Origin of the sequence: Staphylococcus sp. HMSC069D12 (assembly GCF_001810405.1) — a bacterium.
GTDB lineage: Bacteria > Bacillota > Bacilli > Staphylococcales > Staphylococcaceae > Staphylococcus > Staphylococcus haemolyticus.
Map to the genome: position 1 here is coordinate 173,042 of NZ_KV801108.1, position 15,533 is coordinate 188,574.

At 32.9% G+C, this 15,533-nt stretch carries 17 protein-coding genes and 1 tRNA gene; 13 read left to right on the forward strand and 5 right to left on the reverse strand.

From position 1 onward, the window contains the following. Positions 1-3: 3 nt before the first annotated feature. The 7 genes from lgt (at position 4) to whiA (ending at position 6,961) form a co-directional block, all read left to right on the forward strand. Positions 4-852 carry a prolipoprotein diacylglyceryl transferase gene (gene lgt / locus HMPREF2737_RS06585; RefSeq protein WP_037548849.1) on the forward strand — a complete coding sequence of 283 codons (849 nt, stop codon included), beginning with the start codon at positions 4-6 and terminating at the stop codon, positions 850-852. After that, positions 849-1,328 (forward strand): acyltransferase, encoded by a 480-nt coding sequence (locus tag HMPREF2737_RS06590; protein WP_011276391.1) that lies wholly within the window; start codon positions 849-851, stop codon positions 1,326-1,328. Before lgt ends, HMPREF2737_RS06590 begins: the two co-directional genes overlap by 4 nt. 16 nt (positions 1,329-1,344) lie before the next feature. Continuing rightward, positions 1,345-2,784: a tetratricopeptide repeat protein gene (locus tag HMPREF2737_RS06595; RefSeq protein WP_037548855.1), complete on the forward strand. Its 1,440-nt coding sequence runs from the start codon at positions 1,345-1,347 to the stop codon at positions 2,782-2,784. Between the two features lie 63 nt (positions 2,785-2,847). Further along, on the forward strand, positions 2,848-3,789 hold the full coding sequence (gene trxB, locus HMPREF2737_RS06600) for a thioredoxin-disulfide reductase (RefSeq protein ID WP_011276389.1): 942 nt from the start codon (positions 2,848-2,850) through the stop codon (positions 3,787-3,789). Between the two features lie 198 nt (positions 3,790-3,987). Next, entirely contained in the window at positions 3,988-4,902 is a 915-nt protein-coding gene (gene rapZ / locus HMPREF2737_RS06605) for an RNase adapter RapZ (RefSeq protein WP_037548859.1), read from the forward strand. Then, on the forward strand, positions 4,899-5,885 hold the full coding sequence (yvcK, locus tag HMPREF2737_RS06610) for a gluconeogenesis factor YvcK family protein (RefSeq protein WP_037548862.1): 987 nt from the start codon (positions 4,899-4,901) through the stop codon (positions 5,883-5,885). Before rapZ ends, yvcK begins: the two co-directional genes overlap by 4 nt. Positions 5,886-6,016: 131 nt before the next feature. Continuing rightward, positions 6,017-6,961 carry a DNA-binding protein WhiA gene (gene whiA / locus HMPREF2737_RS06615; protein WP_037548865.1) on the forward strand — a complete coding sequence of 315 codons (945 nt, stop codon included), beginning with the start codon at positions 6,017-6,019 and terminating at the stop codon, positions 6,959-6,961. A gap of 170 nt (positions 6,962-7,131) precedes the next feature. On the opposite strand, the gene HMPREF2737_RS06620 is transcribed toward whiA, so the two are convergent. Next, positions 7,132-7,203: transfer RNA gene (locus HMPREF2737_RS06620), tRNA-Arg, on the reverse strand. A 193-nt stretch (positions 7,204-7,396) separates the two neighbouring features. Between HMPREF2737_RS06620 and clpP the strand changes: the two genes are divergently transcribed. Next, on the forward strand, positions 7,397-7,984 hold the full coding sequence (gene clpP / locus HMPREF2737_RS06625) for an ATP-dependent Clp endopeptidase proteolytic subunit ClpP (protein WP_011276385.1): 588 nt from the start codon (positions 7,397-7,399) through the stop codon (positions 7,982-7,984). A 68-nt stretch (positions 7,985-8,052) separates the two neighbouring features. Here the strand turns inward: clpP and HMPREF2737_RS11275 are convergent, their stop codons facing one another. The 3 genes from HMPREF2737_RS11275 to HMPREF2737_RS06635 form a co-directional block, all read right to left on the reverse strand. Continuing rightward, positions 8,053-8,238, reverse strand: a complete 186-nt coding sequence (locus HMPREF2737_RS11275) for a hypothetical protein (RefSeq protein ID WP_174165707.1) — start codon at positions 8,236-8,238, stop codon at positions 8,053-8,055. A 22-nt stretch (positions 8,239-8,260) separates the two neighbouring features. Continuing rightward, complete coding sequence (locus tag HMPREF2737_RS06630) at positions 8,261-9,160, reverse strand: TIGR01777 family oxidoreductase (protein ID WP_037548869.1); 900 nt, start codon at positions 9,158-9,160, stop codon at positions 8,261-8,263. Between the two features lie 305 nt (positions 9,161-9,465). Beyond that, positions 9,466-9,645 (reverse strand): hypothetical protein, encoded by a 180-nt coding sequence (locus HMPREF2737_RS06635; RefSeq protein WP_037548872.1) that lies wholly within the window; start codon positions 9,643-9,645, stop codon positions 9,466-9,468. A 207-nt stretch (positions 9,646-9,852) separates the two neighbouring features. Here HMPREF2737_RS06635 and HMPREF2737_RS06640 point away from each other — a divergent pair, with 207 nt between their 5' ends. Continuing rightward, positions 9,853-10,602: a DUF4887 domain-containing protein gene (locus tag HMPREF2737_RS06640; RefSeq protein ID WP_016930993.1), complete on the forward strand. Its 750-nt coding sequence runs from the start codon at positions 9,853-9,855 to the stop codon at positions 10,600-10,602. Between the two features lie 66 nt (positions 10,603-10,668). Here the strand turns inward: HMPREF2737_RS06640 and HMPREF2737_RS06645 are convergent, their stop codons facing one another. Further along, positions 10,669-10,878 carry a hypothetical protein gene (locus tag HMPREF2737_RS06645; protein WP_016930994.1) on the reverse strand — a complete coding sequence of 70 codons (210 nt, stop codon included), beginning with the start codon at positions 10,876-10,878 and terminating at the stop codon, positions 10,669-10,671. Between the two features lie 337 nt (positions 10,879-11,215). On the opposite strand from HMPREF2737_RS06645, the gene HMPREF2737_RS06650 reads away from it, so the two are divergent. The 4 genes from HMPREF2737_RS06650 to tpiA all read left to right on the forward strand — a co-directional run bounded on the left by HMPREF2737_RS06650 (position 11,216) and on the right by tpiA (position 15,531). Then, a complete protein-coding gene (locus HMPREF2737_RS06650) occupies positions 11,216-12,229 on the forward strand; it encodes a sugar-binding transcriptional regulator (protein ID WP_016930995.1) in 1,014 nt (337 codons plus the stop codon). A gap of 51 nt (positions 12,230-12,280) precedes the next feature. Then, entirely contained in the window at positions 12,281-13,288 is a 1,008-nt protein-coding gene (gap, locus tag HMPREF2737_RS06655; RefSeq protein WP_011276377.1) for a type I glyceraldehyde-3-phosphate dehydrogenase, read from the forward strand. Positions 13,289-13,451: 163 nt separating this feature from the next. Then, a complete protein-coding gene (gene pgk / locus HMPREF2737_RS06660; RefSeq protein ID WP_016930996.1) occupies positions 13,452-14,642 on the forward strand; it encodes a phosphoglycerate kinase in 1,191 nt (396 codons plus the stop codon). A 127-nt stretch (positions 14,643-14,769) separates the two neighbouring features. Beyond that, positions 14,770-15,531, forward strand: a complete 762-nt coding sequence (tpiA, locus tag HMPREF2737_RS06665) for a triose-phosphate isomerase (protein WP_011276375.1) — start codon at positions 14,770-14,772, stop codon at positions 15,529-15,531. Positions 15,532-15,533: the final 2 nt, after the last annotated feature.

Consider the following 15,533-nt stretch of genomic DNA (forward strand, 5'->3'; position numbering starts at 1 on the left):
AACATGCTTTTTAATCTGAATTATATTGATCCTACTGCATTTAGCATAGGTCCACTTTCAATAAAATGGTACGGTATCATTATTGCGGTAGGAATCCTTATTGGTTATTTCATAGCTCAAGAAAGCTTGAAATATGTTGGTTTACATAAAGATACGCTTGTTGACGTCATCTTTTACAGTGCCATCTTTGGGTTCATCGCTGCACGTATTTACTTCGTGATTTTTCAATGGCCATATTACGCCCAAAACCCTATTGAAATTCCAATGATATGGCATGGTGGTATTGCAATACATGGTGGTCTTTTAGGTGGATTTATCACTGGTATTATTGTTTGTAAAATTAAAAATTTAAATCCATTTCAAATTGGTGACATTGTAGCACCAAGTATTATTTTAGCTCAAGGTATTGGACGTTGGGGTAACTTTATGAATCATGAAGCCCATGGCGGTCCAGTCTCAAGAACCTTTTTAGAAAATTTACATATTCCTGAGTTTATTATTCGTAATATGTATATTGAAGGGGTATACTACCATCCAACATTCTTATATGAATCTATATGGGATATTTTGGGATTCATCATTTTAATTACAATTAGAAAGTATCTTCGTGTAGGTGAAACATTCACACTCTATTTAATATGGTATTCAATTGGACGTTTCTTTGTAGAGGGATTAAGAACGGATAGTTTAATGCTGACAAGTCATATTAGAGTAGCGCAATTGGTATCAGTTATTTTAATTATAATTGGTTTGGTGATTTTAATTTATCGTCGCATTAAATATCAACCATCATTGTACAAAGAAGCAGGTCCGTTAACTTGGAATAGCTCTAAGGCGAAAGTGAAATCATGAGACGGTTAACTAAAGAAGGCCATCATAAGATTAATCCGCTATGGCGAATTTATAGTTTAGTACGTTTTTCAAAAGTATTCACCAATACATTGCTAATTGAATTATGTCGTTTTATACCAAATTTAAAATGGAAACGCTGGATATACATTCATCTATTGAATATGACCATTGGACAACATACTGCTATTGCCTATAAAGTAATGCCTGATCTCTTTTATCCGCAACTCATTACAATTGGCAATAATTCTGTAATTGGTTATAATACAACAATATTAACGCACGAAGTATTAGTGGATGAATATCGCTATGGTCCAGTGTACATTGGTGATCATACATTAATCGGTGCAAATTCGACCATTCTACCAGGTGTACATATTGGTAATCATGTAGTCGTTAAAGCTGGAACAGTTGTATCAAAAGATATACCAGATTATGCCATTGCATATGGCAATCCTATGCAAATACATCATAAATAAAGAGAGGTGACAAAGAATGGCGCAAAACAATGACAATATTATCTCGATGAAATTTGATGAACCATTTTATCGTAAAATGGCTGATCAAAAATATAAAATGCAAGATTTTAATAAGGCAGTAGAATACTATAAAAAAGTGCTTGATTTGTCACCACAAGATTTTGATATTAAATTAAAGTATGCTTATTGCTTAAACAAACTTAATTTAGGTAGACGAGCTAAGCATTTGTTTTATGATAGCATTATTGAAGGTAATCATGTTGCCGACAGTTACTACCAACTTAGTCAATTAAACATTGACCTTAATGAGCCAAACAAGGCCTTCTTGTTTGGTATTAATTATGTGATTTTAACTGATGATACTGACTTTAGAGAAGAATTAGAAAAAACATTCGAAGTGTCTTATATGAGTGAAGATAAAATTCAGCTCGAAGCACAACTTTTCTCAACGCAATTACTATTCCAATATTTATTTTCTCAAGGAAGATTACAAGATGCACGTAAATATATTTTGAATCAAGATGAGAAAATTCAAGAACATAGAGTCATTCGCAACTTATTAGCAATGTGCTATTTGTATTTAAGTGAATATGATATTGCTAAAGACATGTTTGAAGCGTTATTAGCAGAAGATAATTCAGATGTACATGCACTATGTCACTATACATTGCTACTTTACAATACGAATGAAAAAGATAAGTATCACAAGTATCTTAAAATATTAAGTAAAGTAGTACCAATGAATGATGATGAAAGTTTTAAATTGGGCATAGTACTAAGCTATTTAAAACAGTACGACGCATCTCAACAAATATTATTACCACTATACAAAAAAGGTAAATTTGCCTCAATTCAAATGTTTAATGCATTGAGCTTTAATTATTATTACCTCGGAAATAAAGAACAGAGTAAAGTGTTTTGGGAGAAGTTACTGCAAATTTCTAAAGTTGATGTGGGCTACGCACCTTGGGTACTTGAAGAGAGTAAACAAACATTTGATCAAAAAATATTACCACTGTTATTAGATGATGATAGCCATTATAGACTTTATGGTGTGTTTTTATTAAATCAATTAAATGGTAAAGAAATATTAATGACTCAAGAGATTTGGTCTATTTTAGAAACAATGAATGACTATGAAAAACTTTACCTTACTTATTTAGTACAGGGACTGCATTTAAATAAATTAGATTTCATTCACAAAGGTTTAGTGAGTTTATATGAAATGGACGACATACAGAAAGATACGGAATTATTTATAAGTTGGATTGATAAAAGTGAAGGGTTAATTGCGAACGATGTTGATTTTAGTGAAGTTGACAGATATGTAGCTGCACATGCTTATCTATATCATCGTTATTATCATAGCCATATGACTAAAAAGAAAATTATGGAATTGTTTAATGTATCGCGTTATAAGTTAGATAACGCAATTGATCAATTGTTGAGCATATAAATTTAAAGATTTCAAATATTAATATATAATGCGCATGATATTAAAAACGTAGGAGGCATAAAAATGACTGAAGTAAATTATGATGTTGCAATTATCGGTGCTGGACCAGCCGGTATGACTGCGGCAGTTTATGCATCACGTGCAAATTTAAGCACAGTAATGATTGAACGAGGCATGCCTGGTGGACAAATGGCAAATACAGAGGAAGTAGAGAACTTCCCAGGATTCGAAATGATTACTGGTCCAGATTTATCAACTAAAATGTTCGAACACGCTAAAAAATTCGGTGCTGAATATCAATATGGAGATATTAAATCTATTGAAGATAAAGGTGACTATAAAGAAATTAATTTAGGCAATAAAGAGATAACAGCTCGTGCGGTAATTATTTCAACTGGTGCTGAATATAAAAAAATTGGTGTCCCTGGTGAACAAGAACTAGGTGGACGCGGTGTAAGTTATTGTGCAGTATGTGATGGTGCATTCTTCAAAAATAAAAACCTATTTGTAATAGGTGGCGGGGATTCTGCAGTTGAAGAAGGTGCATTCCTAACTAAATTCGCAGATAAAGTTACAATTGTACACAGAAGAGATGAATTAAGAGCACAAAAAATCTTGCAAGATCGTGCGTTTAAAAATGACAAAATCGATTTTATATGGAGTCATACTTTAAAATCTATTAATGAAAAAGATGGAAAAGTAGGTTCTGTAACACTTGTTTCTACCAAAGATGCCTCTGAAGAAACTTTAGATGCAGATGGGGTATTCATCTACATTGGTATGAAACCATTAACAGCACCATTTGTGAATCTAGGAATTACTAATGATATGGGCTATATTGTAACTGAAGATAATATGAGTACGAAAGTGCCAGGTATATTTGCGGCTGGTGATGTTAGAGATAAAGGTTTACGTCAAATTGTAACAGCTACTGGTGATGGTAGTATAGCAGCACAAAGTGCTATTGATTACATTGAAGAATTAAAAGATAAGCAAGAAGCATAAATAAGATTAGGCTAGAGCATGCAATCACATCATATAGTGATTAAAGCATGAATTCTAGCCTTTTTTATTTAAATCAATATTAGATTCAGATATCGCTATAATAGTTACGATAAGTAGCTCATATGATATTATGAAAGTAAATTAACGATATTCTAAAACGTATGTATACAATAAAAAGATTAACTAGGCGGTGTCAAAATGACGAACCATAAAGAAAATGAAATGAGTAAAAGTGAACTATTAGTAGTAACAGGTCTATCCGGTGCGGGTAAATCAGTGGTCATACAATGTTTAGAAGATATTGGTTACTTCTGTGTTGATAATCTACCACCTATTTTACTCCCTAAATTTGTAGAATTAATGGAACAAGGTAATCCTTCTTTGCAAAAAGTAGCTATTGCTATAGATTTAAGAGGTAAAGAATTATTTAAATCAATAGTAGAAGAAATTGATGCAATCAAAAGTAGAAACGATGTAATTGTAGATGTCATGTTTTTAGAAGCGGAAACAGAAAAACTAATTTCTAGATACAAAGAATCTAGACGAGCCCACCCTTTAAATGAAAATGGACAAATGTCTTTGATGGATTCGATCTTAGAAGAAAAGCAATTGCTTAGCAATATTCGTACAATCGCTAATTATATTGTAGATACAACGCAATTGACGACGAAAGAACTTAAAGCTAGAGTGAAAGAAAAATTTGAAGATGAGAATTTTAAATCCTTTAGTATCAATGTATCAAGTTTCGGCTTTAAACATGGTATACAAAAAGACGCAGATTTAGTATTTGATGTTCGTTTCCTACCAAATCCTTATTATGTTGAAGACTTAAGACCGATGACAGGAGAAGATGAACCAGTTTACCATTATGTTATGAAATGGAAAGAAACTGAAATGTTTTTCGAAAAATTAATGGATTTACTGAAATTTATGATACCAGGTTATAAAAAAGAGGGTAAATCACAATTAGTAATTGCAATAGGTTGTACAGGGGGTCAACATCGCTCTGTTGCGTTAGCTAAACGCATTGGTGAAGAATTAACAGAAATATTTGATTATAATGTCTATGTTCATCACAGAGATGCACATATCGAAAGTGGCGTGAGAAAATGAAACAATTAAAGATTGTACTCATAGGCGGTGGAACAGGCCTATCAGTATTGGCGAGGGGGCTGAGAGAGTACCCCATTGATATAACGGCCATCGTTACTGTAGCTGATGATGGTGGTAGTACTGGCAAAATACGTAGTGAGATGGATATACCTGCTCCAGGTGATATTAGAAATGTTATCGCAGCACTAAGTGATGCTGAACCAGTCATTGAAGAATTATTTCAATATCGATTTAAAGAAAATCAAATCGAAGGACACTCACTAGGTAATTTATTACTAGCAGCCTTAACAAATATAAAGAATGACTTCGGTCATGCAGTTAAAGAATTAAGTAAGATTTTAAATATTAAAGGTAAAGTGATTCCTTCAACGAATACTAATGTGATGCTAAACGCAGTGTTAGAAGATGGAGAAATTGTACGAGGAGAATCTCAAATACCAAAGAAATACAAACGTATTGATCGTGTTTTTTTAGAACCTGAAAATGTTGAGCCTATGGAAGAAGCAATTGACGCATTAGAAGATGCAGATTTAATCGTGCTCGGACCTGGCTCACTATACACAAGTGTTATTTCGAATTTATGTGTTAAAGGTATGTCAGAAGCTATTTTATGTTCTAAAGCACCTAAATTATATATATCTAATGTTATGACTCAACCGGGAGAAACATCAGATTACGATGTTATGGACCATATTCAAGCAATACATAAACATGCTGGAAGTGATTTTATTGATTATGTCATCTGTAGTAATGATAAATACGATGATAAAGTGTTAGAACGTTATAAAGAGCGTAATGCTAAACCGGTTGTTATGGATGAACATAAAATTACAGATCATAATATTAGAATGATTACGTCATCTAATTTAGTCGAAATATTAGATGATCATTTAGTACGTCACAATACTAAAGTTTTAGCAAGATTGATCTATGATTTAGCACTTGAAATGACAAGTACGATTCAATTTAGACCTAAAAAATAACACTTCTAATCATCTGTATAACTATGGTATGATATAGAGCGTATGTTTATTAATGTATTCGTGTAATATAGTGCAACTATATAGGATGTTAGTTACATGTATATATAAAATTGATTAGAGGGGGAAATGTGATGAGTTTTGCATCAGATATGAAGAATGAATTAACACGCATTGATGTTGATGAAAGCAATGCCAAAGCAGAGCTTAGCGCATTAATTCGTATGAACGGTGCACTTAGCCTATCTAATCAACAATTCGTAATTAATGTTCAAACAGAGAATGCTACGACCGCTAGAAGAATTTATTCATTAATTAAACGCATATTTAATGTAGAAGTGGAAATTCTAGTTCGTAAAAAAATGAAATTAAAGAAAAATAATATTTATATTTGTCGTACAAAAGTGCGAGCTAAAGAAATTCTAGATGAACTTGGTATATTAAAGAATGGTATTTTTGTTCACGATATTGATGCTAGCATGATTAAAGATGATGAAATGCGTAGAAGTTATTTAAGAGGCGCATTTTTAGCTGGAGGATCTGTAAATAATCCAGAGACATCATCCTATCATTTAGAAATATTTTCTCAATATGAGAATCATTCTGAAGGTTTAACTAAATTAATGAATAGTTATGGATTAAATGCTAAACATTTAGAACGAAAAAAGGGTAGTATTGCTTATTTAAAAGAAGCTGAAAAAATTTCTGACTTTCTAAGTTTAATAGGTGGATACCAGGCATTATTGAAGTTTGAAGATGTGCGAATTGTTAGGGATATGAGAAATTCAGTGAATCGTTTAGTAAATTGTGAAACTGCAAACCTTAATAAGACTGTAAGTGCCGCTATGAAACAAGTAGAAAGTATTCAGTTAATTGAACAGGAAATCGGATTAGATAATTTGCCTGATCGCTTAAGAGAGATTGCTAAACTTCGAGTTGAGCATCAAGAAATCTCTTTAAAAGAACTAGGAGAAATGATATCGACTGGTCCGATATCTAAATCTGGAGTCAACCATCGTTTAAGAAAGTTAAATGAACTTGCAGACAAAATTCGAAGTGGTGAAAAAATAGAATTATAAGTATAAACTCGTCATGGATTGGCGAGTTCTTTTTTTAGAACTAGGGACTTGGATCCCTGAAAAGTCCCTGAAATTTAGTTTTCTTTGGTTTTTAATTAAAAGATAAATAAAAAAGAACGCCGTCACAACGGCATTCTTGAAATTAAAATATGTATAATTGAAGATATTAGCCCCCTCGAGAGGAGTCGAACCTCTATCTTAAGAACCGGAATCTTACGTGCTATCCGTTACACTACGAGGAGATATTAAATGATAAAGACAAATTTCTGTACTAATTGTTATTTTAAAAGTACAATCTGAATGTATGTTTATAGTGTACAAAATCTATTAAAATATGGTCAACTTTTCTTAATGCTAGATGAGTTTAAATTTTGACCATTTTTGACTTTTGATGTAAAATACTAATTAACAGTTAATCACAAGGAGGAAATATAAATGAATTTAATTCCTACAGTAATCGAAACAACAAATCGCGGTGAACGTGCATACGATATTTATTCACGTTTATTGAAAGACCGTATTATTATGTTAGGTTCTGCAATTGATGATAATGTAGCAAATTCAATTGTATCACAATTATTATTCTTACAAGCTCAAGACTCTGAGAAAGACATCTATCTATATATTAATTCTCCAGGTGGTAGTGTTACTGCTGGATTTGCAATTTATGATACAATCCAACATATTAAACCAGATGTACAAACAATTTGTATCGGTATGGCTGCATCAATGGGTTCATTCCTATTAGCAGCTGGCGCAAAAGGTAAACGCTTTGCATTACCAAACGCTGAAGTTATGATTCACCAACCATTAGGTGGTGCACAAGGACAAGCAACTGAAATCGAAATTGCTGCTAACCACATTTTAAAAACACGCGAAAAATTAAACAAAATTTTAGCTGAACGTACAGGTCAAAGTATTGAAAAAATTCAAAAAGATACTGATCGTGATAACTTCTTAACTGCTGACGAAGCTAAAGAATATGGTTTAATTGATAATGTTATGCAACCAGAAGATAAATAATCGAATTTAACCATGGCATAAAAATGGGGAGTGTTTAAACAAACACTCCCCGTTTTTTTATGACTATTTTAATTGTTTGAAGAACGTTTTAGGAACAGTCGAATAGATATAATAAGTAAAATAATGCCAATTAAAATGAAGAATATAGACATTAATATAATTACTAAATTATGTTCGAAAGCGAAAATACCATTGAGTATAAGAAATAGACTTGCGATGATAAGTAGAAAATAAGTTAATTTCTCGTCATTCATTTTCAAAACTCCAATTAAATTATTATGCATCTATTAAATCTTCGAAAGCAATTTTTAGATTAGGATAGTTAAATATAAAACCGAGCGCATCCAGTTTATTTGGTAATACCTTTTGCGTATCTAAAACAACCGTAGACATTTCACCAAGTGCTAATCGCATTAGGAATGATGGTACCCATGTTTCATGAGGGCGATGCATGACACGCGCAAGTGTGTATCCAAATAAATTTTGGCGTTCAGCAATAGGTGCAGCCATATTGAATGGACCTTTTGCTTTAGGATTATCGATTGTGAATAGAATTGCGCGCACTAAGTCATTAATGTGAATCCATGAATACCATTGGAAACCAGATCCTAATTTACCACCTACGAAGAATTTATAAGGAAGCTTCATCGTCTGTAAGGCGCCTCCATCATCAGATAAAATCATGCTGAATCTGCCAAGTACTACTCGCGTACCAAATGACTCAAAGCGTTTAGCAAAACGTTCCCACTGATAAACCACATCAGATAGAAAATCAAACGGATGTGTTTGATATTTTTCTGTATACGTATGATATAAACTAGGTGGATAATAACCCATTGCACTAGCATTAAAGAGCACTTCAGGTTTATGTTCCCGTTGGCTAAACAAGTCAACTAGTGCTTGTGTTGACTGAATACGACTAGTCATAATCAATTGTTTATATGATGGAGTCCAGCGTTTATTTAAAGTTGCACCAGCCAAATTAACTACAACATCTATATCTGGAACTTGGGACATCCAACCGTCTTTTGACCAATTAACATAAGAAATCTTTGGATCATCACTTTGCTTATCACTACGAGTTAGTATTGTAATATGTACATCGCGATTCTTTAATTCATTTACTAATTGACTGCCTACCATTCCAGTTCCGCCAGTTATTAAGAATTGCTTCATATTTACACCTCTATTAATTTATAGTATTAAGATAGCTTTTCTATTATCAACATTGAACTTTTCTTGTTCAAAAAATGTACAATGATTAGTCAATAATATGTCATTTACTAAGCTGTAAACAGGATTTAAATTATCTAAAGTTAAGTTATAATTAATTTGTACCTTCGCTATAGTAGATTTCAATATCTCTGAGTAAATTGAGTATACCCCATAGACTACACAAAATAAACGAAGGTCAATTTTGACTCCCTTTAGTAGAAGCCCATGCGAGAATCGTGTGGGCTCTTTGTATATCTATTATAGTCCTAATGAATAAAGATTAAGAATAATATGATTAGAGGAATGAAAATGACTGATAAAAATATAAAATCAAACTGAGATGTATGACTGTCATCATAATCATCATTATTCAACATCATAGATTTTAGATTATGTTTAGGAACATTTTCATCTTCAAATATATCTTCAGAAACAATTTTTTTCATTATGACTCACACTTTCACATTATAATAAAATTAAATTTGCATTATTGATGTTTGTAATTACTTATGATGTTATCATATATAAGTGATTATGTATCATTATAATTAATGTCTTAAACCTTTTTATTTCATTTCCGTGCGAATTACTGTAAAATTATATGCTACATTTAGGGGACTAGACAATTTTAATATATTAAAGTGAGGTAACTTATGTCTAAGAACAATAGAAATAGAGATGACTTTGGTGAACCGGAAAAGAAAAAAATGAGTGGCATTTCGAAACTTATTAGTACGATTATCGTTTTATTATTATTAAGCGGATTAGCATTTGCGATTTTTGCATTTGTAGATCATTCAAATCGTTCAAGTGAACGCTTAAACAATCAATCAACTGAAGAGCACAAAGATAAAAATGATAAAAAAGACAAAGAAGATAAAGACAAAAAGGATAAGTCAGATAAAGATAAAAAAACAAGTGAAGATAGTTCGAATGTGACTCAAGAAAATGTTACGCAGCAAACAGCTCAAACCCAACAACGTCAGACACAACAAGCAACACCTTCAACTCAACAAAGAACTAAACAACAACCATCAACAGAAGAGAAACAAAGAACCAAAGAAGCACAGACTAAGGAAGAAAAAACACAAGAGAAAACAACTAAAGAAGAAGCTACAACAAAAGAAACTCGCACTAAAGAACAAGCAACTCAAGAAAGTAACAGTAATAATAGCAGTGATAGTAATTCTAGTGAGTCAAATACGGATAAGTCTAATAGTAACCAGACAAGCAATCAAACTAGAACGCAACAATCACCGCAAACACAACAATCACAACAGACCCAACAACGATCAACAACTCAGTCGTCTACGCAGCAATCAACCACAAGACAAACTTCACAACGAAGTGCTACGTCTAGTCAAAGTCAGTCAAGCCAAGAATCATCAAATAGTAATGAATAATATAGTTAGTAGTTATCAAAGTGAGATTTTGAAACAGTCATGTTTCAAGTCTCACTTTTTACTTTTTTAAAACATCCAATTGAGTAAAAAGGTAAAAATAATTGAAAGCAAAATAGAAATGATTATTGAAGAAAGGCAACCAAATGGACAACCACAACCATAATGATATCTTATTGAATAGTTGTTACGTTCATTACCATTAAAATAGTTATCATCTTTATATCTACGATCTTTAGGGTCAATGACTTCTACATTATTATCATTTTCTCGAGCCATTTCTTCATCCTCCTTAAATGAATTTCTTATATTGTAAATTAAAATAGTTTAAACAAGAAAGTATTTTGCAAAAGAATAATTTCTAAACTTAAAGGGTAATACTATAAAATAAGGGTTTAATTAAATTTTGTGGCACTTTACAAAAAGGGAAATACTACTTAAATTAGGGGATTTTACAGATAATTTTAAATATTAGAGTTTTTCTCTTGCATTTTCAACAACACAATAGTACTATTGCAAGTGTAAAGAGGTTAGATTTTGTCCCGCGCGGGACACAATAAGTCAAACTGGGTTTATGCTATTGGTTACCTTTTATACATAAAGGAGGAAGGTAGTAGTGAAGGACTTGATTAAAATTCAACAGAAGCTGATACCTGATTTAATTGATAAAATGTATCGACGCTTTTCTATCTTAACTACTATCTCAAATAATCAACCAGTAGGTAGAAGAAGTTTAAGTGAGCACATGGATATTACCGAACGTGTCTTAAGATCTGAAACTGATATGTTGAAAAAGCAAGATTTAATTCAAGTCAAATCGACTGGAATGGAAATCACTGAAGAAGGCAAGTCAGTTTTGAATCAGCTTAACGAATATTTCAATATTTATACTGATGATAATCAATTAGCTAATCAAATTAAGTCAACTTTTGGTATTAAAGAAGTTCACGTTATACCTGGTGATGCAGATGCTCAAGAGAATGTTAAATCCGAAATGGGAAGACAAGCTGGCCAATTATTAGAAAGCATCTTATATGAAGACGCTATTGTTTCAGTAACAGGTGGTTCAACAATGGCAAATGTAAGCCGAGCCATGCATCTTCTACCATTTAATGTATTTTTCGTACCAGCTCGTGGTGGTCTTGGTGAGAATGTTATTTATCAAGCTAACACGATTTCAGCGAGCATGGCGCAACAAACAGGTGGTTATTATACAACACTTTATGTACCAGATAATGTAAGTGAATCAACGTATAATACACTTCTGATGGAACCCTCTGTGGTTCATACATTAGATAAAATTAGACAAGCAAATATAACAATTCACGGTATTGGTGATGCGCTGAAGATGGCGTATCGTAGACAATCGTCAGAACAGGTGATTGAAAACCTTCAACATCATCAAGCCGTCGCAGAAGCTTTCGGTTACTATTTTGACGCTCAAGGAAATGTAGTCTACAAAGTAAAGACAATAGGACTACAACTTGAAGATTTAGAAACCAAAGATTTTATATTCGCTGTTGCAGGTGGACAATCTAAAGGTGAAGCAATTAAAGCTTACTTAAGTATTGCACCTAAAAATACAGTTTTAATTACTGATGAAGCAGCAGCAAAGGTAATATTAAATTAGTAATAAAAAGTTTAAAGCTTTTTAAATATCATTTTAAAGGAGGCCATTATAATGGCAGTAAAAGTAGCAATTAATGGTTTTGGTAGAATTGGTCGTTTAGCATTTAGAAGAATTCAAGACGTAGAAGGTATTGAAGTAGTTGCAGTAAACGACTTAACAGACGACGAAATGTTAGCTCATTTATTAAAATATGACACTATGCAAGGTCGTTTCACAGGAGAAGTTGAAGTTATTGATGGTGGTTTCCGCGTAAATGGTAAAGAAGTTAAATCATACGAAGAACCAGATGCAAGCAAATTACCTTGGGGCGATTTAGATATCGACGTAGTATTAGAATGTACTGGTTTCTATACAGATAAAGAAAAAGCAGAAGCACACATCAATGCAGGTGCTAAAAAAGTATTAATCTCTGCACCAGCTAAAGGTGATGTAAAAACAATCGTATTCAACACTAACCACAATGACTTAGATGGTTCAGAAACAGTTGTTTCAGGTGCATCATGTACTACTAACTCATTAGCACCAGTTGCTAAAGTATTAAGTGATGAATTTGGTTTAGTTGAAGGTTTAATGACAACTATTCACGCATACACTGGTGACCAAATGACTCAAGACGGTCCACATAAAAAAGGTGACAAACGTCGTGCGCGTGCAGCAGCTCAAAACATCGTACCTAACTCAACAGGTGCTGCAAAAGCAATCGGTAAAGTTATTCCTGAAATCGATGGTAAATTAGACGGTGGTGCTCAACGTGTACCAGTTGCTACAGGTTCATTAACTGAAGTAACAGTTGTATTAGAAAAAGATGTTACTGTTGAAGACGTTAACAAAGCAATGAAAAACGCTTCAAACGAATCATTTGGTTACACTGAAGACGAAATCGTTTCTTCTGACGTAGTTGGCATGACTTACGGTTCATTATTCGATGCTACTCAAACTCGTGTAATGTCTGTTGGTGACCGTCAATTAGTTAAGGTTGCAGCTTGGTATGACAACGAAATGTCTTACACGGCTCAATTAGTTCGTACTTTAGAATATTTAGCAGAATTATCTAAATAATTTAGAAGCATAGTTAAATAAACTTGTGCTCAGTATGGATGTACTATTCACAGTACACTTGTACAAATTATTGAAATAAGTTAGCTTATGAGTAAGCGGGGAGCACTAACGCTTCTCCGCTTATTTTTATATTAGTAATTCCTATTTAGAGGAGGAAATTATAATGGCAAAGAAAATTGTTTCTGATTTAGATTTAAAAGGGAAAGTTGTTTTAGAACGTGCTGATTTCAATGTACCTTTAAAAGACGGTAAGATCACAAATGATAACCGTATTGTTCAGGCTTTACCAACAATTAAATATGTCATCGAACAAGGTGGTAAATTAGTACTATTTTCTCACTTAGGAAAAGTTAAACAAGAAAGTGATAAAGAAGGTCTTACATTAAAACCTGTTGCTGATGCTTTATCTGAAAAATTAGGTAAAGAAGTTACTTTCGTACCTGAAACACGTGGTGAAAAATTAGAATCAGCTATCAAAAACTTAAGTGAAGGCGATGTACTATTAGTTGAAAATACACGTTTCGAAGATTTAGATGGTAAAAAAGAATCTAAAAATGACCCTGAACTAGGTAAATATTGGGCATCACTAGGCGATGTATTTGTAAATGATGCTTTCGGTACAGCTCACCGCGAACATGCTTCTAATGTTGGTATTTCAACGCATTTAGAAACAGCGGCTGGTTATTTAATGGAAAAAGAAATTAAATTTATCGGTGGTGTTGTTAACGACCCACATAAACCAGTAGTTGCAATTTTAGGTGGAGCAAAAGTATCTGACAAAATTGGTGTTATTAAAAACTTAGTAAATATCGCTGATAAAATTCTTATTGGTGGTGGAATGGCGTATACCTTCTTAAAAGCACAAGGCAAAGAAATTGGCTTATCTTTACTAGAAGAAGACAAAATCGACTTTGCTAAAGAATTACTTGAAAGTAACGGCGATCAAATTGTGTTACCAGTAGATGCGAAAGTTGCGAAAGAATTTTCAAATGACGCTGAAATTACTGAAGTATCAATTGATAACATCCCTTCTGATCAAGAAGCAATGGACGTTGGCCCTAAAACTGTAGAATTATTCTCTAAAGAATTAGAAGGTGCACATACAGTAGTATGGAATGGACCTATGGGCGTATTTGAATTTAGTAACTTTGCTCAAGGTACAATCGGTGTATGTAAAGCCATTGCTAATTTAAAAGACGCTACTACAATTATCGGTGGTGGTGACTCAGCAGCTGCTGCAATTTCTTTAGGTTTTGAAGATGACTTCACACATATTTCTACTGGTGGCGGTGCATCATTAGAATACCTAGAAGGTATTGAATTACCAGGAATTAAAGCAATTAATGATAAATAATCATTTTATAAAAGGTGTACGTTTTTCTAAGTATTTTCAAGGGAAAATGTACAAAGAATAAGACTTTACGTCTTAAAAAGTTATTTAACGCTAAAATTACAATTTTAAATATATAGGAGTGTAATCAATGAGAAAACCAATCATAGCTGGTAACTGGAAAATGAACAAAACAGTTAAAGAAGCTAAAGACTTCGTTAATAATTTACCAACATTACCTGATGAAAAAGAAGTTGAATCAGTAATTTGTGCACCAACAATTCAATTAGATGCATTAATTTCATTAGTGAATGATGGCAAAGCAAAAGGATTGAAAATTGGTGCTCAAAACACTTATTTTGAAGATAATGGTGCATTCACAGGAGAAACCTCTCCAGTGGCATTAGCTGACTTAGGTGTTAAATACGTAGTTATTGGACACTCAGAACGTCGTGAATTATTCCATGAAACAGATGAAGATGTGAATAAAAAAGCACATGCGGTATTTAATCATGGCATGACACCAATTATTTGTGTTGGTGAAACAGATGAAGAACGCGAAAATGGCAAAGCTAATGAAATCGTTAGCAATCAAGTTGAAAAAGCATTAGAAGGTTTATCAGAAGAGCAACTTAAAGAAGTTGTTATTGCATACGAACCAATTTGGGCAATCGGTACTGGTAAATCAGCTACTTCTGATGATGCTAATGAAATGTGTGCTCACGTGCGTAAAACAGTAGCGAAAGTGGCTAGTCAAGATGTTGCTGATGCAACACGTATTCAATACGGTGGTAGTGTTAAACCTAACAACGTTAAAGAATACATGGCTCAATCTGACATTGATGGTGCATTAGTAGGTGGCGCGTCATTAAAAGTTGAAGATTTCGTACAATTGTTAGAAGGTGCAAAATAATT